Source organism: Caulobacter sp. BK020 (assembly GCF_004342605.1).
Taxonomy (GTDB): domain Bacteria; phylum Pseudomonadota; class Alphaproteobacteria; order Caulobacterales; family Caulobacteraceae; genus Caulobacter.
The window spans coordinates 206,762-225,118 of the sequence record NZ_SLZL01000004.1; the positions used below are offsets into that span (position 1 = coordinate 206,762).

19 protein-coding genes are annotated in these 18,357 nt (G+C 67.6%); 12 read left to right on the top strand and 7 right to left on the bottom strand.

Annotated features, from left to right (window positions below):
- Nucleotides 1-108: 108 nt before the first annotated feature.
- Both EV278_RS06755 and EV278_RS06760 read left to right on the top strand, forming a co-directional pair.
- The gene (locus EV278_RS06755; protein WP_207905446.1) at nucleotides 109-2,613 is read left to right on the top strand and encodes a PAS domain-containing sensor histidine kinase; all 2,505 of its coding nucleotides are present in this window, start codon (nucleotides 109-111) and stop codon (nucleotides 2,611-2,613) included.
- Nucleotides 2,614-2,633: 20 nt separating this feature from the next.
- A complete protein-coding gene (locus tag EV278_RS06760) occupies nucleotides 2,634-2,954 on the top strand; it encodes a low molecular weight protein tyrosine phosphatase family protein (protein ID WP_132088428.1) in 321 nt (106 codons plus the stop codon).
- Here EV278_RS06760 and EV278_RS06765 read toward each other — a convergent pair.
- Nucleotides 2,951-3,463 (bottom strand): hypothetical protein, encoded by a 513-nt coding sequence (locus tag EV278_RS06765; protein ID WP_132088431.1) that lies wholly within the window; start codon nucleotides 3,461-3,463, stop codon nucleotides 2,951-2,953. The two genes, EV278_RS06760 and EV278_RS06765, sit on opposite strands and share 4 nt — an antisense overlap.
- A 234-nt stretch (nucleotides 3,464-3,697) precedes the next feature.
- On the opposite strand from EV278_RS06765, the gene EV278_RS06770 reads away from it, so the two are divergent.
- The 4 genes from EV278_RS06770 (at nucleotide 3,698) to EV278_RS06785 (ending at nucleotide 7,846) form a co-directional block, all read left to right on the top strand.
- Nucleotides 3,698-6,112: a TonB-dependent receptor plug domain-containing protein gene (locus EV278_RS06770; RefSeq protein WP_132088434.1), complete on the top strand. Its 2,415-nt coding sequence runs from the start codon at nucleotides 3,698-3,700 to the stop codon at nucleotides 6,110-6,112.
- A 167-nt stretch (nucleotides 6,113-6,279) separates the two neighbouring features.
- A complete protein-coding gene (locus EV278_RS06775; RefSeq protein WP_132088437.1) occupies nucleotides 6,280-6,621 on the top strand; it encodes a metalloregulator ArsR/SmtB family transcription factor in 342 nt (113 codons plus the stop codon).
- 25 nt (nucleotides 6,622-6,646) lie between these two features.
- Nucleotides 6,647-7,120, top strand: coding sequence for an SRPBCC family protein (locus EV278_RS06780; protein ID WP_132088440.1), 474 nt, complete (start codon nucleotides 6,647-6,649; stop codon nucleotides 7,118-7,120).
- 66 nt (nucleotides 7,121-7,186) lie between these two features.
- Nucleotides 7,187-7,846: a glutathione S-transferase family protein gene (locus EV278_RS06785; RefSeq protein ID WP_132088443.1), complete on the top strand. Its 660-nt coding sequence runs from the start codon at nucleotides 7,187-7,189 to the stop codon at nucleotides 7,844-7,846.
- Here EV278_RS06785 and EV278_RS06790 read toward each other — a convergent pair.
- Together EV278_RS06790 and EV278_RS06795 are read right to left on the bottom strand one after the other, a co-directional pair.
- On the bottom strand, nucleotides 7,843-8,469 hold the full coding sequence (locus tag EV278_RS06790; protein ID WP_132088445.1) for a glutathione S-transferase family protein: 627 nt from the start codon (nucleotides 8,467-8,469) through the stop codon (nucleotides 7,843-7,845). The two genes, EV278_RS06785 and EV278_RS06790, sit on opposite strands and share 4 nt — an antisense overlap.
- Before the next feature lie 78 nt (nucleotides 8,470-8,547).
- The gene (locus EV278_RS06795; RefSeq protein ID WP_132088448.1) at nucleotides 8,548-8,727 is read right to left on the bottom strand and encodes a hypothetical protein; all 180 of its coding nucleotides are present in this window, start codon (nucleotides 8,725-8,727) and stop codon (nucleotides 8,548-8,550) included.
- A 202-nt stretch (nucleotides 8,728-8,929) separates the two neighbouring features.
- Between EV278_RS06795 and EV278_RS06800 the strand changes: the two genes are divergently transcribed.
- The 3 genes from EV278_RS06800 (at nucleotide 8,930) to EV278_RS06810 (ending at nucleotide 13,207) form a co-directional block, all read left to right on the top strand.
- Nucleotides 8,930-10,435, top strand: coding sequence for an MFS transporter (locus tag EV278_RS06800; RefSeq protein ID WP_132088451.1), 1,506 nt, complete (start codon nucleotides 8,930-8,932; stop codon nucleotides 10,433-10,435).
- Between the two features lie 828 nt (nucleotides 10,436-11,263).
- The gene (gene purB / locus EV278_RS06805; RefSeq protein WP_132088454.1) at nucleotides 11,264-12,574 is read left to right on the top strand and encodes an adenylosuccinate lyase; all 1,311 of its coding nucleotides are present in this window, start codon (nucleotides 11,264-11,266) and stop codon (nucleotides 12,572-12,574) included.
- Between the two features lie 132 nt (nucleotides 12,575-12,706).
- Nucleotides 12,707-13,207: a DNA-deoxyinosine glycosylase gene (locus EV278_RS06810; protein WP_132088457.1), complete on the top strand. Its 501-nt coding sequence runs from the start codon at nucleotides 12,707-12,709 to the stop codon at nucleotides 13,205-13,207.
- Here the strand turns inward: EV278_RS06810 and EV278_RS06815 are convergent.
- Nucleotides 13,191-13,577 (bottom strand): type II toxin-antitoxin system VapC family toxin, encoded by a 387-nt coding sequence (locus EV278_RS06815; protein ID WP_132088460.1) that lies wholly within the window; start codon nucleotides 13,575-13,577, stop codon nucleotides 13,191-13,193. The two genes, EV278_RS06810 and EV278_RS06815, sit on opposite strands and share 17 nt — an antisense overlap.
- Nucleotides 13,574-13,816: a type II toxin-antitoxin system prevent-host-death family antitoxin gene (locus EV278_RS06820; RefSeq protein ID WP_132088463.1), complete on the bottom strand. Its 243-nt coding sequence runs from the start codon at nucleotides 13,814-13,816 to the stop codon at nucleotides 13,574-13,576. The genes EV278_RS06815 and EV278_RS06820 overlap by 4 nt, the downstream gene beginning before the upstream one ends.
- A 139-nt stretch (nucleotides 13,817-13,955) precedes the next feature.
- On the opposite strand from EV278_RS06820, the gene EV278_RS06825 reads away from it, so the two are divergent.
- Nucleotides 13,956-15,971 (top strand): M13 family metallopeptidase, encoded by a 2,016-nt coding sequence (locus EV278_RS06825; RefSeq protein ID WP_132088466.1) that lies wholly within the window; start codon nucleotides 13,956-13,958, stop codon nucleotides 15,969-15,971.
- Nucleotides 15,972-16,044: 73 nt separating this feature from the next.
- On the opposite strand, the gene EV278_RS06830 is transcribed toward EV278_RS06825, so the two are convergent.
- Both EV278_RS06830 and EV278_RS06835 read right to left on the bottom strand, forming a co-directional pair.
- Nucleotides 16,045-16,464, bottom strand: a complete 420-nt coding sequence (locus EV278_RS06830) for a DUF1842 domain-containing protein (protein ID WP_132088469.1) — start codon at nucleotides 16,462-16,464, stop codon at nucleotides 16,045-16,047.
- 253 nt (nucleotides 16,465-16,717) lie between these two features.
- The gene (locus tag EV278_RS06835; RefSeq protein ID WP_132088472.1) at nucleotides 16,718-17,035 is read right to left on the bottom strand and encodes a DUF1476 domain-containing protein; all 318 of its coding nucleotides are present in this window, start codon (nucleotides 17,033-17,035) and stop codon (nucleotides 16,718-16,720) included.
- A 291-nt stretch (nucleotides 17,036-17,326) separates the two neighbouring features.
- Here EV278_RS06835 and purC point away from each other — a divergent pair, with 291 nt between their 5' ends.
- Complete coding sequence (gene purC, locus EV278_RS06840; protein ID WP_035070989.1) at nucleotides 17,327-18,085, top strand: phosphoribosylaminoimidazolesuccinocarboxamide synthase; 759 nt, start codon at nucleotides 17,327-17,329, stop codon at nucleotides 18,083-18,085.
- Between the two features lie 10 nt (nucleotides 18,086-18,095).
- Nucleotides 18,096-18,335, top strand: coding sequence for a phosphoribosylformylglycinamidine synthase subunit PurS (purS, locus tag EV278_RS06845; protein ID WP_132088475.1), 240 nt, complete (start codon nucleotides 18,096-18,098; stop codon nucleotides 18,333-18,335).
- The last annotated feature ends 22 nt before the right edge of the window (nucleotides 18,336-18,357 follow it).

The window sequence follows — 18,357 nt, forward strand, 5'->3', positions numbered from 1 at the left end:
TGACGCGCCCCTTTGGCGTGCGGTAGATTCACCATGTCGGCGAAGTGACTCGCCAAGTGTTTGCGGGAGCATTGGGCGTTGAAGCGTGGCTGGGCGAGAACCGGGAGGCTGGCGGACGCTGGTCTTTCGGCGGCGGGCGCGGCCCGCTCGCGCGCCGCACGGTCGCCGTCCCAGGTCTATGTGCGCGTGGCCATACTGGCCGCCCTGCTGCTGCTGGCGGTCTACACCGCCTTCGGCGTCAGCCGGCTCAAGAACGAGGCGAGCGCGCCGCCGGGCGGCGTCGGCCTGGCCGCTCAGGCCAAGCTGGTCGCGGCCGCCGCCGAGACCAACCTGGCCGCCCAGCGCGCCGGCCTGTCGGCGGCTTCCGACCTTCTGCAGCGCGACCCCAACGCCCCCATCGACGCGGCCGAGACCGCCCTGCGCGCCGCCGGCGGCGAGGCCATGGCGGTGGCCGTGGTCAGCGCGACCGACGTGCTGGCGGTCGCCGGCCGCGATCCTTCGGCGGACTGGAAAGCCGCCGCCCGCTCGGCCGGCGCCTCCGGCCGCAGCCTCTGGATCGGCGGCGGGACCACCGGCCGTCTCTATGTCGTCATGGCCACCTCCGTCGCGGGCGGTCGCGGCTTCGTCATCGCCTCCAGCGACCCCGGTCGCCTGATCGCCGAACCTGCGAAGGGCGCGGTCAGCGCCCTGATGCTGTCTGACGGCCGGATCATGGCGTCGAGCGGCCGGGCGATCCAGGGCGCGACCAACCTGCGCGAAGCGTTCTCGCTGTCTCTCGATGATCTCGGATCAGGCGGGGCCGCCCTGCGCGGCCAGTCGGTCGACGGCCAGGCGCTCGACGTGGCGATCCAGCCCCTGGCCCAGGGCGACCTGCTGGCCGCCGCGGGCGCCCCGCCACGCACGGTCGCCAATATCGATCGACAGGTCATGGAGGGCGCCTTCTCGCTGCTGGCCCCGCTGGCGGTGGGCATCGCCCTGGCCCTGATGCTGATGCTGCAGAGCCGCCGGGTCGAGACCGCCCAGCAGGAGTTCGTCGACAGCGAGCAGCGCTTCCGTCTCGCCGTGGAAGCCGCGCGCTGCGGCATCTGGGAATGGGAACTGGGCGGCGACCAGGTGTTCATGTCCGACGTGACCGGCGCGATGTTCGGCTGGGGCGGCGGCGGCGTGGTGCCGGGCCAGGAACTGCTGGATCGCGTCTCGGTCGACCATCGCGACAAGGTCCGCCAGGCCCTGGCCAACGCCGCGACCTACGGCGCCTTCGACGTGTCGTTCCGAGTGCCGGCCCGAGACGGCGGTCGCGCCATCTGGATCGACGCCCGCGGCCAGGGCTTCGGCAAGCCCGGCGAGGACGGCTATTCGCGGATCATCGGCGTGGCGCTGGACGTCACCGAGGAGCGGCTGGCCCAGGCCCGCGCCCAGGCCGCCGAGAACCGCCTGCGCGACGCCATCGAGAGCGTGTCCGAGGCCTTCGTGCTGTGGGACCGACAGGGCCGGTTGCTGATGTGCAACCGCAACTACCGCAACGTCTTCAACCTCGAGCCCAAGCTGCTCAAGCCCGGCGCGCCGCGCAACGAGGTCAACCGCTTCGCCGCCCTGGCCATCCGCCACGACCAGCCCGCGCCCGACGGCGCCAAGGGAGTCCGCGAAGCCGAGCTGAACGACGGCCGCTGGATCCAGATCAGCGAGCGGCGCACGGCGGAAGGCGGCCTGGTGATGACCGCCGCCGACATCACCGCCATCAAGAACCAGGAAGAGGCCCGCCGCCTCAACGAGGAGCAGCTGCAGCACGCCGTCGCCGGCCTGGAGCGCTCGCAGGAACAGCTGGCCGAACTGGCCCGCAAGTACGAGATGGAGAAGGTCAAGGCCGAGGGCGCCAACAAGGCCAAGAGCGAGTTCCTGGCCAACATGTCCCACGAGCTGCGCACGCCGCTGAACGCCATCAACGGCTTCTCCGAGATCATGATGAACGAGATGTTCGGCCCGCTCGGCGACCAGCGCTACAAGGGCTACAGTCTCGACATCCACAATTCCGGCCAGCACCTGCTCGCCCTGATCAACGACATCCTCGACATGTCCAAGATCGAGGCCGGCAAGATGAACCTGAAGTTCGAGCCGCTGAACCTGGAGGACGTCACCGAGGACGCCGTCCGTCTGGTGCGCAACCGGGCCGAGGCCGCCGGCCTGAAACTGGAGATCGACTTCCCGCCCCTGCCCGATGTCGAGGCCGACTATCGGGCCGTCAAGCAGGTGCTGCTGAACCTGCTGTCCAACGCCATCAAGTTCACGCCGCGCGCCGGCCGGGTCACCGTTCGCGCCGAGGTGCGCCGCGATCCGCTGGGCGAGCGCGTCCGGGTGTCGGTCACCGACACCGGCATCGGCATCGCCGCGGAAGACCTGGCGCGCCTGGCCAAGCCGTTCGAGCAGGTGGAAAGCCAGCACGCCAAGACCACCCAGGGCACCGGCCTGGGACTGGCCCTGACCAAGTCGCTGGTCGAGATGCACGACGGCGCGCTGGAGATGACCTCCACCCCCGGCGAAGGCACCACGGTCAGCTTCATCCTGCCGATCAACCAGAGCGGCCTGTCGTCCCTGCGCGACTTCGCGGCGGCCTGACCTGAAGCGTTGATCCTCGCTTGAAGAAGGTCCTGTTCATCTGCAGCCAGAACAGGCTGCGCAGCCCCACGGCGGAGCAGGTGTTTTCCACCTGGCCGGGCGTCGAAGCGGCCTCCGCCGGAACCAATCACGACGCCGAAGAGCCTTTGACCGGCGAGCTGGTCGAATGGGCCGACATCATCTTCGTGATGGAGCGCACCCATCGCAACAAGCTGTCCAAACGCTTCAAGCGTCACCTCAAGGCTCGCGTGATCTGCCTGAACATTCCTGACGACTACGCGTTCATGGATCCGGCGCTCGTCACGCTGCTGAAGGCCCGTGTCGCACCGCACCTGCCCTAGCCTCGTCGCCAGGCCAGCATGTGCGGGAAGGGCTGCACGCCGGTGGCCTTGGCGCGGTGAGGTTCGACCGTCAGGCCCCACATGGCCAGCATCGGCACGCCCACATAGCCGCCCTGGCTGAACATCTCGGCCAGAGCCTTGCCGCCGCCGCGATAGCCGCCGGCGTGGAATGGCACCGAGGGGTCCAGCCCCAGGTGGGTCGCGGCCGCGTAGGACCACGCCAGGGCGGCCATCTCCTCACCCGGATCGTCGGAGACGCCCGCGTCGCGGCGCTCCGGATCACCGACCGCGACGTGGCCGGCCTCGTGCAGCAAATCGCCCGGCCAAGCCAGTCGGGCTGGATCGACCCGCAGGCCTTCCCCCGCCACGGCGACGCCCGGCAGGAAGGTCTCGTGCTCCAGCATCGTCACCTCGACCGGAATGCCGACTTGGCGGAGGAACGCGACGATGCGGCCGACCAACGGATCGGCGAACTCGTCGGCCAAGATCTCCGCCCCGTCTGTCGTCACCCGTCCGTCCTCCGTCGCGCGAGGATCAAAGCCTCCCTTCAGCTGCTCGTAAACCCGGTCCATCGCGAGGTCGAAAGGCCGCCGAACGCTTTCACCGACGTGAAAAGCCCCATCCGGCGGCGGATTGAGGCGGCGTCATGAACCCGTCGCCAAACCCTCGCCGAAGCGTCGCAGGCTTGCCCTAACACCCCGGACCTTGAAACGCCCGACAGGGGCGGAGGTCGGAGGGGTTCCATGTTCATCAAATCGGCTCGCCAGGCCTTGCTGGCGGCGAGCGCGCTCGGCGTGCTCGCGACGGCCACGGTCGCCCACGCGGCGGACGCCCCGGCCGCCGTCGCGCCGGCCGCCGAGCCCGCCGACGCCGTCGAGCAGTTGCTGGTCACCAGCCTGTCGACCACCCGTTCAGCCGTGCAGCTCAGCGGTTCGGAGATGCAGAAGATCCTGCCGGGCCTGTCGCCGCTGAAGGCGATCCAGACCCTGCCGGGCGTGCTGTACGTGACCGCGGATCCGTGGGGCAACAACGAGCAGAACACCTCGCTGTTCATCCACGGCTTCAACGGCCAGCAACTGGGCTACACCCTGGACGGCGTGCCGCTGGGCGACCAGAGCTACGGCAACTACAACGGCTTGTCGCCGCAGCGCGCGGTAATCAGCGAAGTGGTCGGCAAGGTCATCCTGTCGTCGGGCGCGGGCTCGCTGGGCACCGCCTCGACCAGCAATCTGGGCGGCGCTGTCGAGACCTTCACCAGCGACCCACGCGGCCAGTTCGGCGGCCAGCTGAACCAGACGGTCGGCAGCCACGCCGCCACCCGCACCTTCCTGCGCGTCGACACCGGCGCGTTCGGCGGCAATAACACCGCCTACTTCGCCTACGCCCACCAGGACGCCCGGGCCTGGGACTTCCGCGGCCACCAGGGCGGCGACCAGGCCAACCTGAAATATGTGCGCGACGGCGAGACCGGCAAGCTGACCTTCTACCTGTCCTATTCCGACAAGATCGAGCCGAACGAGGACGGCACCACCCGCTACATCCCCGGCCGCGCCGGCAAACCGTATGACAGCTACCAGCCCTATACCCGCCCGTTCTTCTATCCGGACTTCCACGCGGCCTTGGACTATCTGGACGCGACCGGCAACTATCCGGTCACCGAGGGCGAGAACTACCGCAACTACTTCAGCGCCGCCCAGCGCACCGACTATCTGAGCTACCTGAAGTACGACGCCAAGCTGGCCGACAACGTCACCTGGTCGAACCAGGTCTATTATCACGACGACCACGGCCGCGGCATCGTCGCCGGCCCGATCCGGGTGGCGGGCCTGCCGGCCCTGTTCAACTTCTATTTCCCGAACCAGGACCTGAAGAAGGTGTTCGGCAATTCGGGCTATGCGACCCGCACCACCGAGTACCAGATCGATCGCCTGGGCGGGATCTCGACCCTGAACGCCACGGTCGGCGACCACCAGATCGAGGCCGGCTTCTGGTACGAGCACAACAAGTCGTCGGCCTATCGCCGCTGGTACCCGTTCGACGTCAACCATCCGACCACGCCCTACGACGTGCCGACCGGCTGGCTGATCACCCAGTACGGCAGCGAGATCGACAACAAGGTCTATCAGTTCCACATCCAGGATCAGTGGCGCATCCGTGAGAACCTGGTCCTGCAGGGCGGCTTCAAGAGCAGCGTGCAGGACGCCACGGGCGCGGTGCCGGTGCAGCCGATCGTCGGCTCGCTGGTCAACTCCACCGGCCTGCCGGTGGGCAATATCAAAACCAAGGAGTGGTTCCTGCCCCAGCTGGGCGCGGTGTGGACGCTGGACGGCGGCATGGAGGCCTTCGTCAACGTCCAGAAGAACCTGCGCCACTTCCAGACCTACGGCGGCGGCGGGCTGTCGCCGTTCAGCCTGGGCAGCCAGGCGGCCTTCGACCAGTTCAAGAAGAACGCCGAGCCCGAAACGGCCTGGACCTACGAGGCCGGCGTGCGGGACAAGCGCGAGGTCGCCTTCGGACCGGTCACCGGGATCGACGGCCAGCTGAGCGTCTATCACACCGACTTCAGCAACCGCCTGCTGGGCGTCACCCCGTCGGCGGCGGCGATCTCGATCATCGGCGGCGCGGCCATCGTCCAGAACGTCGGCGCGGTGAAGACCGACGGCGTCGACGTGGCTCTGACCCTGCAGCTGGGCGACCACTTCTCGTTCTACGACGCGGTGTCCTACAACCGGTCGGTCTACCAGGACGACTATACCAGCGGCTCGACCACGGTCGGCGGCGTCATCACCCCGACGGTCGTGCACATCGCCGGCAAGAAGGTGCCCGGCAGCCCCGAATGGATGAACAAGTTCGTGGCCAGCGCCAACTTTGGCGCGTTCGAGGCCCAACTGGTCGGCGACTATGTCGGCGAGCGCTTCGCGACCTACACCAACGACCTGAAGGTCGACAGCTACCTGCTGCTGAGCCTGCAGGTCAGCTACGACTTCCAGACCCCGGCCAACTGGCCGATCGACAACCTCAAGCTCAGCGCCAACATCACCAACCTGGGCCAGGAGAAGGGCGACCTGAACGTCACGGTCTCCCAGCCCGCCGGCAGCTACTCGACCTTCCCGATCCCGCCGCGTCAGGGGTTCGTCACCCTGTCGACCCGGTTTTAGGGTCGAGCGGTCCGCCGCCGGTCCTCCCCTCCTGGTCGGCGGGCCAGGCTCGCGCCGAACGCCCCGGACCCCGCGTCCGGGGCGTTTTTCGTGGGGCGCGACAAAATACTTAGGCAATTGACAAAGTATCTCTTGACGCGTCGATCGGCATGGCGATACTTAGGCACATGACTAACCAACCCTCTCTCGACCTGATGTTCCAGGCGCTGGCCGATCCCAGTCGGCGCAGCATCGTCGAACGGCTCTGCGCCGGCCCGGCCTCGGTCAGCGAACTGGCCCAGCCGCTGGCCATGTCCCTGCCCTCGGTGATGCAGCACCTGCAGCTGCTGGAGGGCAGCGGCCTGATCCGCTCGGAAAAGGTGGGACGGGTGCGGACCTGCCGCCTGGAACCGGAGGCCCTCAGCGCCGCCGAGACCTGGATCAACGAACGCCGAGTGCTCATGGAGCGCAAGCTCGACCGCCTGGGGGAGTACCTGCGCGCCACGGCTGGCGACGACGAACAAGACTGACCTGCAAACCCAAGAGGATAAGACGATGACCGAACGCTCCGTTGTCCACGCCACCTTCGTCATCAACCGCGTCTACGACGCCTCGTCCGCCCGAGTGTTCAAGGCGTTCTCCAATTCCGAGGCGCGCGACCGCTGGTTCGTGAAGTCCGAGGGCTGGCCTGTGGCCGAGTACACCTTCGACTTCAGGGTCGGCGGCCAGGAGCGCGGCCGCTTCAGCCCTGATGGCAAGATGATCGTCCTCAACGAGACCACCTACTGGGACATCGTTCCGGACCAGAGGATCATCAGCGCCTACGCCATGGACATTGACGGCAATCGCATCTCGGTGTCGGTCGCCACGATCGAGCTGAAGCCCGAGGGCAAGGGCACGCGCCTGACCTATACCGAACAGGGCGCGTTCCTGGACGGCTACGACATCCCCGCCCAGCGCGAGGCCGGGTGCCGCGACCTCTACGAAAAGCTGGCGGCGGAACTGGAGCGCCAGGGCGAGGACGCCTGACGCCCAGCCGAGAAGAGCCGGGGACGCGCCCATGATCGCGTCCTCGCCCCTATCCACGGAGTTCCCATGTCCCTGACCCTGCACATGCATCCGCTGGCCTCTTACTGCTGGAAGGTGCTGATCGCCCTCTACGAGAACGACACCCCGTTCGAAGCCCACCTGGTCGACCTGAGCGACCCGCAGGTCGTCGCGGCGTTCAAGACGCTGTGGCCGACGGCGAAGATGCCGCTGCTGGTCGACAAGGCTCGCGACCGCATCGTCCCGGAGACCTCGATCATCATCGAATACCTGCAGACGGCCTATCCCGGCCCAGTGCGGTTCATCCCGGACGACGCCGAGGCGGCGCTGCGGGCGCGGCTGCTGGACCGACTGTTCGACAACTATGTCCAGGAACCGATGCAGAAGATCGTCGCCGACCGGATACGGCCGGCCGACGCCAAGGACCCGCACGGCGTAGCCCACGCCCGCGCCCAGCTGGCCGTGGCCTACAACCTGCTGGAGGACCAGCTGGCGGGGCGGACCTGGGCGGCGGGCGAGGCGTTCAGCCTGGCCGACTGCGCCGCGGCGCCCGCCCTGTTCTACGCCGACAAGGTGGCGCCGCTGGGCGAGACCCACCCCACCGTCTCGGCCTATCTCGACCGCCTGCGGGCTCGCCCGTCGTTCGCGCGGGTGTTGCAGGAGGCCGAGCCCTATTTCGCGATGTTCCCAACCGAGGACAAAGCCTAGGCCAGGCTGTCGGCCTCCCAGGCCAGGAATTCCGGGGTTTCCAGCAGGCGCTCGCAATAGGCCCCGGCCGCGCCGGTGTCGCCATAGTCCGACAGGTGGATCCCGTAGGTGCGGAACCGGGTCGCCACCGGGGTATAGAAGGCGTCGGCGATCGACCAGTCGCCCAGCAGGAAGGGCCCGCCCGAACGCTTGAGCAGCTGGTTCCAGCGCTCGACGATCCTGCGCACGTCCTTCTGGGTGGCCTCGGAGATCGCCACCGCGGCGGGAGCGACTTCCAGCGCCATCGGGCATTCGCCGCGCAGCGACGAGAAGCCCGAATGCATCTCGGCGGCTACCGACCGGCCCAGGGCCCGCAGCGCGGCGTCCCGAGGCCACAGTCCGGCGGCGGGGAAGGTCTCGGCCAGGTATTCGCAGATCGCCAGCGAATCCCAGATCGCCAGGTCGCCATCCTTCAGCACCGGGACCAGATGGCTGGGCGAATGCTTGGCGATCTCGGCGTCCGAGGCCCCGGCCTGGCGCAGCTCGATCACGGTTTCCTTGAAGGGCTGGCCCGTGCGCTTCAGCGCCAGCCAGGGGCGCAGCGACCAGCTGGACCACTTCTTGGTGCCGACGACGATTTCCATGGCGAGCCTCCTGGGCGAACGGGGGGAGCCCTGGGCTTAGCCCGAGCGCTCGTCCGGGACAACGCCGGTGGACCTGGCCTAGCTGTTTTCGCTGACCGAAGGTCGCGGAAAGACATAGGCCCAGGGACGGGGTTCGTCGGGCGGGCCGGGGTCGCGGGCCAGGGCGCGGGCCGTCCGCGCCCGGTTCAGCGCCTCGAAGGGCACGATTTCGGCGGACCGGGCGACCGGCTCGGGGTTCTGGCGGGGCAAGGCGTGCATGGCGGACCTCCTGCAAGGCCGTCTGTCGCGGCCATGGACCCATTGAAGACCTTCGCGCCTGAACGAGCCCGGGCGCCCTCGTTGTCCGGCGTTCATCTGGTCGCCGCCAAACCGCCCGGATTTCCCCTCTGGCCTTGGCGCTTCCCTTACGTCTACAGTCGGCCCAACGATTAGAACAAATGTTTGAAGGGAGAGGCCCGGGATGGCGGAGGCGATGACGCCGCGCGGCGTGAAGCCGCTGTATTCGAACGGCTACAAGGCCGCGGTGCTGGGGCTGCTGCTGGCCACATACACCTTCAACTTCATCGACCGCACGATCATCGCCACCATCGGCCAGGCCATCAAGGTCGACCTGAAGCTGACCGACACCCAGCTGGGCCTGCTGGGCGGCCTCTATTTCGCGCTGCTCTACACCCTGCTGGGCATCCCGATCGCCCGCATGGCCGAGCGCTGGAACCGGGTGACGATCATCTCGGTGTCGCTGGTCATCTGGTCGGGCTTCACCGCCCTGTGCGGCAGCGCCGCCAGCTTCGCCCAGCTGGCCCTCTACCGCTTCGGGGTCGGGGTCGGCGAGGCCGGCTGCTCCCCGCCGTCGCACTCGCTGATCAGCGACTATTACGAGCCCAGGAAGCGCGCCTCGGCCTTGTCGATCTATTCGTTCGGCATCCCGCTGGGCACGATGTTCGGGGCGGTGGCCGGCGGCTGGCTGGCCCAGGAGTTCAGCTGGCGCGTGGCCTTCGTAATCGTCGGCCTGCCGGGCATCCTGCTGGCCCTGCTGGTCAAGCTGGTCGTCAAGGAACCGCCGCGCGGCCATTCCGAACGGGTAGAGCGCCCGCTTGAAGCCGAAGACGTGGTGGCCGAACCGGCCAAGCCGCCATTCTCGCTGGTCAACGAGTTCAAGGAACTGAGCGCGGTCATGGGCGTGCTGTTCGGCAAGTGGCCGGTGCTGCACATGATGCTGGGCGTGACCATCGCCTCGTTCGGCTCTTACGGCTCGGGCGCTTTCGTGCCGCCCTACTTCGTCCGCACCTTCGGCCTGGGCCTGGCCCAGGTAGGCCTGATCGTCGGCCTGATCGGCGGCTTCTCGGCGGGCGTCGGCACTCTGGTGGGCGGCTTCCTGACCGACTGGACCGGCAAGCGCAGCGCCAAGTGGTACGCCCTGGTGCCGGCCATCGGCCTCGCCATCTGCACCCCGATCTATATCGCCGCCTATCTGCAGACCGACTGGAAGGCCACGGCCCTGATCCTGCTGGTCCCGGGCATCTTCCACTACACCTACCTGGCCCCGACCTTCGGCGTCGTCCAGAACTCGGTCGAGCCGCGCCGCCGGGCTACGGCCACGGCCCTGCTGTTCTTCTTCCTGAACCTGATCGCCCTGGGCGGCGGACCGGTCTTCACCGGCTGGCTGATCGACCACCTGGCGCGGTTCCACTTCAATCACCCGGACGCCTCGTCGATCTTCCACGCCCTGGGCGGTTCGTTCAGTGACCCGGGGACGGCCAGCTTCACCGCCCAGTGCCCCGGCGGCCTGGCCCCCAAGGGCTCGGCGCCGGACCTGGCCAAGGCCTGCCACGGCGCCATGGCCCGAGCCACCCAGCAGGGCGTCATCGTCTCGCTGTGCTTCTACGCCTGGGCCGCCCTGCACTACGGACTGGCGGCGATCGGCATGGTCAAGCACATGCGGGAGCGGGCGGCGGCGCGGGGCTAAGTTCCTCCCCCACAGGGGGAGGAACTTGTAGGCGCGGCTTCACGCTCACGCGCCGAAGCTGCGATCGGATGGGAAGGGTGCGAAGCGCCCGGGCCTCGCCCGGATGATTTGCAGTTATGTGTACCGTTTCGACGAAGTCAGGCGCTTCGCGTGGAGCCGTTATCCGCAAGGCCGGGGCGCGCGGGCCTTTTCCGCCCTTCACCCCACCCGGTAGTTCCTCGGTGGATCTGTGCACCGCATGATTTCAGAGGCGGGAGTGAGCCTTTCGAGGACCGGAGCGAACCCCACGACGGGCGGAGCCTTCCAGCGAGAAGACCCCGATGGGCGAGCTTACGTCCCTCGCCCTCTGTTTAAGCCCGCCGACCGCAAACTCACGCGCCGCCGACAAGCCCCGCTCGTCCACCCCTGAAAGCCGCATCGGTCGCTGGCCTCGCGCCCTTCCCATGCCTTCAGGTGCAAGCAGTATGCGGGCGATCTGGAAGGGTGAGGACCAAATCGGGTCGAGAAAGTTCAAGCCTCTGAAATCATTGAACTTGACTCTCTATCCGCCGAGGATAGACGCCCAACCGGGGACGCGCACTCACGGCAAGGCCCCGGAAAATCGATCCCGGACCGCCGGGTGAGTGCGTGTCCCCTCCGTCGCCCACCGCGCCTGACCAGGATCCCAAACAATTCGCCCTCCGACTCAGCGGACGAAACAGGGGACACGCACTCACACCGGACGCCCTGCAAAATCCTTCAACGCCTTGCCGTGAGTGCGCGCCCCCGGCGGAAGTAATAATCCCCTTCCCTTGACTCGACCGGCGGACGGGACCAAACGCCCGCCCCATGATCACCCGCTATTCCCGCCCCGAAGCCGCCGCCATCTGGTCCAGCCAGACCAAGTACAAGATCTGGTTCGAGATCGAGGCCCACGCCGCCGACGCCATGGCCGAGCTGGGGGTGATTCCCAAGCTGGCGGCGCAGACGATCTGGGAAAAGGGCCGCGACGCGGTCTGGGACAGCGACCGCATCGACGAGATCGAGCGCGTCACCAAGCACGACGTCATCGCCTTCCTGACCCATGTGTCGGAAATTGTCGGCCCCGAGGCCCGCTTCCTGCACCAGGGCATGACCAGCAGCGACGTGCTGGACACCTGCTTCGCCGTGCAGCTGTCGCGGGCCACCGACCTGCTGCTGGAGGACGTCGATCTGGTCCTGGCCGCGCTGAAGCGCCGGGCCCTGGAACACAAGATGACGGTCTGCGTGGGCCGCAGCCACGGCATCCACGCCGAGCCGATCACCTTCGGCCTGAAGCTGGCCGGCTACTACGCCGAATTCCAGCGCGCCAAGGAACGCCTGGCGATGGCCAGGTTCGAGATCGCGACCTGCGCGATCTCGGGCGCCGTGGGCACCTTCGCCAATGTCGATCCCCGCGTCGAACAGCACGTGGCCGACAAGATGGGCCTGGCGGTCGAACCGGTCTCGACCCAGGTGATCCCGCGCGACCGCCACGCGGCCTATTTCGCCGCCCTGGGCGTGGTGGCCTCGTCGGTCGAGCGGCTGGCGACCGAGATCCGGCACCTGCAGCGCACCGAGGTGCTGGAGGCCGAGGAGCCGTTCGACCCGGGCCAGAAGGGCTCGTCGGCCATGCCGCACAAGCGCAACCCGATCCTGACCGAGAACCTGACGGGCCTGGCCCGCCTGGTGCGCTCGGCCGTGACCCCGGCCCTGGAGAACGTCGCCCTCTGGCATGAGCGCGACATCAGCCACTCGTCGGTCGAGCGCGGCATCGGACCGGACGCCACGATCCATCTGGACTTCGCCCTGCGCCGTCTGGCCGGGGTGATCGAGCGCTTCAACATCTATCCCGACAACATGGCCAAGAACCTGGACAAGCTGGGCGGGCTGGTGTTCTCGCAGCGGGTCATGCTGGCCCTGACCCACAAGGACGTCAGCCGCGAGGACGCCTATGCGGCGGTCCAGGGCAACGCCATGAAGGTCTGGCGCGGCGAGGGCCGGTTCATCGACTTCCTGAAGGCCGACCCGGTGGTCAGCAAGGCCCTGTCGGACGCCGAACTCGAGGAGCTGTTCGACTACGGCTACCACACCAAGAACGTCGACGTGATCTTCAAGCGGGTGTTCGGCGAGCAGGGCTGAGTCTCCAAAGCGGGCCGCCCTCGTCCTTCGACACGCTCAGGATGAGGGCTATTCTCGCGCCGTTTCAGTCGGAAACCTCATCCTGAGCGTGTCGAAGGACGGGGTTTCCGCGTCCCTCACGGAGCGGCCGACATGACCCGAAAATCCGGCTTCCCTCCGGTCGTCGACGGGCGCACCCGCGTGCTGATCCTGGGCAGCCTGCCGGGCGAGGCCTCGCTGGTCGCGCGGCAGTACTACGGCAATCCGCGCAACGCCTTCTGGCGGCTGATGGAGGGCGTGCTCGACACGCCGCTGGTCCCGCTGGCCTATGAAGACCGCCTGGCCGCCCTGCTCGCGCGCGGGGTGGGCCTGTGGGATGTAATCGCCCAGGCCGAACGGCCGGGCAGCCTGGACGCCGCCATCCGCGATCCGGCGGCCAACGACCTGAGCGCCCTGATCGAGACCTTGTCGGCCTTGCGCGTCGTGGCCTTCAACGGCGGGACGGCGGCCAGGCTGGGTGGGCGGCTGATCGGCGACCGCATCGCCACCCTGGCCCTGCCCTCCTCCAGCCCCGCCCATGCGGCGCGATCGTTTCAGCAGAAGGCCGAACTCTGGAACGGCCTGCGGGCCTTCCTGCCTACCAGAGCCGGCTGACCCCGTAGCCGTCGAACGCCGCCTCGTTCGAGACCAGCAGCATGTCCTCGACAAAGGCCTGGGCGATCAGCAGGCGGTCGAACGGGTCCTTGTGCGCGATCGGCATGGCGCCCGCCCTCTCGGCGTGACCGATGGTGATCGGCAGGGACAGGAAACCCCGTTCGGCAACGGCTTGCTCGAAACGTTCCGCCAGCGGCCCCGCCGACGGCAGTTTTCCGAGCCTGAACTTTGTCGTGACCTCCATGGCCGATACGGCGCTGACGAAGACGTCGTTGGTGTCGTCCTCGATCGCGCGTCGCGCGGCGATCGGCAGGGCGGCGGCCCCCGCGACGAACCAGATCAGGGCGTGGGTGTCGAGCAGCAGCCTCAATCGCCTTCGCCGCTCCATAAGGCCAGTTCGTCATCGGGCAAGGCCTCGAAGAAACTATCGTCGAGCGCCACCTGTCCCCTCATCGACCCGAAGACCCGCCGTGGTCGCGGCGGCTCCGCCGGCAGCAGCTTGGCCACCGGGGTCTTGCCGCGGGCGATCACCACCTCGCCGCCGGCCTCGACCTCGGCCAGCAGGCGCGAGAGGTTGGTCTTGGCGTAGTGGATGGTGACGACGGTCATCGGAGTCTCCGCTTAGCTAACCATCTTAGCTAAGCAGACCGGAAAGGCAAATCGGGGAGGCGCCGCCACATTACAGCATTTTCATCTGCGCCCGCCACGCAACTAGGGCAGCATCGCTAGCTCTGAGGGGAGACTTCCTATGCGCATGTTCCTGCTGGCCGCCGTTTCGGCGATCGCCCTGTCCACGACCGTCTCGGCCGCCCCGGCCTTCGCGGCCGATCCGCCCGCCAGGGCGATGTATGGCGACTGGGGCGTCGACTTGACCGCCGGCGACCGGTCGGTCTCGCCGGGGACGGACTTCGACAAGTACGCCAACGGCGCCTGGGCGGCGCGCACCCAGATCCCCGACGACCAGGCTTCGGCCGGAGTCGGCTACGACGTCTACAACCGCTCGCAGGACCAGCTGCGCACCCTGATCGAGACGGCCGACGCCTCGACCCAGATCGGCGCCCTGTACAAGAGCTTCACCGACGAGGCCAAGGTCGAGGCGGTCGACGACAAGCCGCTGAAGGCCGACCTGGCGCGGATCGCGGCGATCAAGACCAAGGCCGACTTCGCCGCCGCCATGGGCCAGGCCCAGGGCGGGTTCGGCAGCGGCGTCTTTTCGCTGGACATCTATCCGGACGCCAAGAACCCGGAGATCAACACCCTTTATGTCGGCCAGGCCGGCCTGGGCCTGCCTGACCGTGACTACTACCTGACCGACGGCTTCAAGCCTCAGCTGGCGGCCTATACGGCCTTTGTCGAGCGGGCCCTGAAGATGGCCGGCTATCCCGACCCGGCCAAGAGCGCCGCCGAGGTCGTGGCCTTCGAGACCCGGATCGCCAAGGTCAGCTGGCCCGTCGCCGACCGCCGCGACATCGACAAGACCTACAACCCGACCACCGCCGCCGAACTGGCGACCTACGCCCCCTTCCCCTGGACGCCGTACCTGACCGGCGCGGGCATGCCGGGCCTGGGCAAGATGGTGCTGGGCGAGAAGACCGCCGTACGCGACATCGCCAAGATCTATGACGAGACGCCGCTGGACACCCTGAAGGCCTGGCAGACCTTCAACATCGTGGCCGAGACCTCGCCGTACCTCTCCAAGCGCTTTGTCGACAGCCGGTTCGAGTACATCAAGGTCCTCAGCGGCCAGTCGGCGCTGCGCCCCCGCTGGAAGCGCGGCGTGCAGCTGGTCGACGGCAGCCTGGGCGAAATGGTCGGCCAGGCCTATGTCGCCAAGTACTTCCCGCCCAGCTCCAAGGCCCAGATGGTCGAGCTGATCGCCAACCTGAAGACGGCGATGGCGGCGCGGATCCAGAAGGCGCCGTGGATGAGCCCGGCGACCAAGGCCGAGGCCCTGACCAAGCTTTCCAAGATGCAGGTGATGGTCGGCTATCCCGACAAGTGGCGCGACTATTCGGGCCTGAAGCTGGACGCGGGCGATCTCTACGGCAATGTCGCGGCCAGCCGGCGCTTCGAATGGGCCTATACGCTGAGCGACCTGGGCAAGCCGGTGGACCACGGCAAATGGGGCATGACCCCGCAGACGGTGAACGCCTACAACGGCGGGCTGGAGAACAAGATCGTCTTCCCGGCCGGGATCCTGCAGGCCCCCTATTTCGATCCGGCCGCCGATCCGGCGGTGAACTACGGCGCGATCGGCGCGGTGATCGGGCACGAGATCAGCCACGGCTTCGACGACCAGGGCCGCAAGATCGACGCCACCGGCAAGCTGCGCGACTGGTGGACTCCCGAGGACGCCAAGCGCTTCGACGCCCAGGCCGACGTGCTGGGCAAGCAGTACGACGCCTACGAGCCCGTGCCTGGCGCGCACATCAACGGCAAGCTGACCATGGGCGAGAACATCGCCGACCTGGCCGGCCTGCAGGTGGCCCTGGACGCCTACCACGCCTCGCTGGGCGGCAAGCCGGCGCCAGTGATCGGCGGCCTGACCGGCGACCAGCGCCTGTTCCTGGCCTTCGCCCAGTCCTGGCAGGAAAAGGCCCGCGACGATTCGCTGAAGCAGCAGATGGCGTCGGACCCGCATGCGCCGTCGTCGTTCCGCGTAGTCGGCCCCACCCGCAATGTCGACGCCTGGTACGACGCCTTCGGGGTCAAGCCCGGCGACGCCTACTACCTGGCGCCCGAGGCCCGCTCGCGGGTCTGGTGACGCCAGAAGGCCCGCGCCGCCGCCCGATGGGGGGAGCGGGGGCGACGCGGGCCGGCGCCTCGCCGCGTCCGGATCAGGCGATGTGCTTGACCGGCACGTGCTCGACGTGGGTGTTCAGATAGTTGAAGCCGCCCGAACCGTTCCAGGCCTGGTCGACCGAGAGCGCGGCCGTGAACTTGGCGAGGAACGAGCCGATGGCGGGCGGCGGCACGCTGTAGACGAACTCGCCGCTCAGCGAGACCAGCTGGTGGTTGGGGCCGAAACCGGTCTGATAGATCTGGCCGGTGACCGGGAAGCGATGGTTGCCGCCCAGAACCGCCTGGTTGACCTCGGCGATGCCGCTGACATGGCCCGAGGCCGCCTGGACGGTCAGGGCCAGGTTCACGATCGGCGCGCCGGGCGTGCCGACATTGCCGACCACCGCCTTGACGAAATAGAGCCCGACCTTGTCGCCGGCCTTCTGGGTATGAAGCGTACCAACATCGTCAGCCATGGATGCATCCTCCTGTTGTGTGGCGACATGTGATCGCCCTTTGAGAGAGAGAGTGATACATCCGGGACGCGACGACACCCAAAGGAAACCTGGGCGAGCTTTGTCTTTTTCTATCTACCTATAGGGGTAAACAATCCGTACGCCTCGTTTATCCGGCGGGCGTCCCCTGAACGGACAAGGCCCGGCCGCGGTGAACCGCGCGGCCGGGCCTTGCTCAATCATCAGAATTATTCGCGGCCACGGCCGCCGAGCCCTACTCGCCGGCGGCGATCTGGCCGCGGGCCAGGGCCAGAAGCTCGTCCATCTTCCGGCGCACCTCGCCCTCGCTGACATTGACGCCCGAACCCTTCAGGTCGCCGGCGACCTTGCGCAGCACGTCCTCGTCGCCGGGCTGTTCGAAGTCGGACTTCACGACGGCGCGGGCGTACTCCTCGACCGTCGCCAGGCCCATCAGCTCGGCCGCCCATTCGCCCAGCAGGCGGTTGCGGCGGGCGGTCGCCTTGAATTCCTGTTCCTGCTCCAGCGCGAACTTGCGTTCGAAACCCTGTTCGCGTTCGTCGAAGGTGGTCATGAAAGCCCCAATAGTCTCTGAGCCGGCTGCATATCCTCTGGCGAGCCGCCCGGCAATCGGAAGCAACGCCGCAGCGCTGCTGATCCGCTCACAATCCTGCGGTTCCGGCTAGCGCTGTTTGCGCCAGGGGCCGCGTTCGGCTAGTTTCGGGACGACATTTTTCGTGAGCGGCCTTGAGTCGAACGCCGCGCGCAGCTATCCGCCGCGCGCGCTTTTCGTTTCTCCGGAGATTTTCCGGACCGGTTTCCGGACAGGGGCGCGCCCGCAACCAGAAGGGCCTCGACGAGAGCCATGACCACCCGCCGCAAGAAGATCTACGAAGGCAAGGCCAAGATCCTGTACGAGGGCCCCGAACCGGGCACCCTCATCCAGTACTTCAAGGACGACGCCACCGCCTTCAACGCCCAGAAAAAGGCGGTCCTCGAGGGCAAGGGCGTGATCAACAACCGTATCAGCGAGTACATCATGACTCGCCTGAACGGCATCGGCGTGCAGAACCACTTCATCCGACGCCTCAGCCTGCGCGAGCAGCTGATCAAGGAAGTCGAGATCATCCCGCTCGAGGTAGTGGTGCGCAACATCGCCGCCGGCTCGATCGCCACGCGGCTGGGCCTGACCGAAGGCACCCCGCTGCCGCGGTCGATCATCGAGTTCTACTACAAGGACGACAAGCTCGGCGACCCGATGGTCTCCGAGGAACACATCACCGCGTTCAACTGGGCCGCCACCCAGGAGATCGACGACATGATGGCCATGGCCCTGCGGGTGAACGACTATCTGTCGGGCCTGTTCAGCGGCGTGGGCATCACCCTGGTCGACTTCAAGATCGAGTTCGGCCGCGTCTACGAAGGCGACTTCAGCCGCGTGATCCTGGCCGACGAGATCAGCCCCGACAGCTGCCGCCTGTGGGACTCGGCCACCAACGAGAAGATGGACAAGGACCGGTTCCGCCGCGACCTGGGCAACGTCATCGAAAGCTATACCGAAGTGGCCCGCCGCCTCGGCATCATGAAGGAAATGCCCACCGTCATCCAAGGCGGCGTGCACTAGGCGAGTGAAAATGAAAGCCAAGGTTCAAGTGTTCCTCAAGCCCGGCGTCCTGGACGTTCAGGGCAAGGCCGTCGAAGCCGCCCTGCACGGCCTGGGCTGGGCCGACGTCTCGGGCGTGCGGGTAGGCCGCACCATCGAGTTCGACCTCACCGAGACCGACGCCGCCAAGGCCGAGGCCGAGGTCAAGGCCATGTGCGACGAGCTGCTGGCCAATACGGTCATCGAAAGCTACCGCGTCGAGATCGCCTGATGTGATCGGGGACAGGCGCATG

Excerpts from the sequence above, each read along its gene's own strand:
- EV278_RS06785 (WP_132088443.1), top strand. The coding sequence starts at position 7,187 with ATGTCCCTGACCCTGCACATGCATCCGCTGGCCTCTTACTGCTGGAAG.
- EV278_RS06780 (WP_132088440.1), top strand. The coding sequence starts at position 6,647 with ATGACCGAACGCTCCGTTGTCCACGCCACCTTCGTCATCAACCGCGTC.
- purS (WP_132088475.1), top strand. The coding sequence starts at position 18,096 with ATGAAAGCCAAGGTTCAAGTGTTCCTCAAGCCCGGCGTCCTGGACGTT.
- EV278_RS06790 (WP_132088445.1), bottom strand. The coding sequence starts at position 8,469 with ATGGAAATCGTCGTCGGCACCAAGAAGTGGTCCAGCTGGTCGCTGCGC.
- EV278_RS06775 (WP_132088437.1), top strand. The coding sequence starts at position 6,280 with ATGACTAACCAACCCTCTCTCGACCTGATGTTCCAGGCGCTGGCCGAT.
- EV278_RS06825 (WP_132088466.1), top strand. The coding sequence starts at position 13,956 with ATGCGCATGTTCCTGCTGGCCGCCGTTTCGGCGATCGCCCTGTCCACG.
- EV278_RS06770 (WP_132088434.1), top strand. The coding sequence starts at position 3,698 with ATGTTCATCAAATCGGCTCGCCAGGCCTTGCTGGCGGCGAGCGCGCTC.
- purC (WP_035070989.1), top strand. The coding sequence starts at position 17,327 with ATGACCACCCGCCGCAAGAAGATCTACGAAGGCAAGGCCAAGATCCTG.
- EV278_RS06820 (WP_132088463.1), bottom strand. The coding sequence starts at position 13,816 with ATGACCGTCGTCACCATCCACTACGCCAAGACCAACCTCTCGCGCCTG.
- EV278_RS06835 (WP_132088472.1), bottom strand. The coding sequence starts at position 17,035 with ATGACCACCTTCGACGAACGCGAACAGGGTTTCGAACGCAAGTTCGCG.
- EV278_RS06800 (WP_132088451.1), top strand. The coding sequence starts at position 8,930 with ATGGCGGAGGCGATGACGCCGCGCGGCGTGAAGCCGCTGTATTCGAAC.
- EV278_RS06810 (WP_132088457.1), top strand. The coding sequence starts at position 12,707 with ATGACCCGAAAATCCGGCTTCCCTCCGGTCGTCGACGGGCGCACCCGC.
- EV278_RS06795 (WP_132088448.1), bottom strand. The coding sequence starts at position 8,727 with ATGCACGCCTTGCCCCGCCAGAACCCCGAGCCGGTCGCCCGGTCCGCC.
- purB (WP_132088454.1), top strand. The coding sequence starts at position 11,264 with ATGATCACCCGCTATTCCCGCCCCGAAGCCGCCGCCATCTGGTCCAGC.
- EV278_RS06830 (WP_132088469.1), bottom strand. The coding sequence starts at position 16,464 with ATGGCTGACGATGTTGGTACGCTTCATACCCAGAAGGCCGGCGACAAG.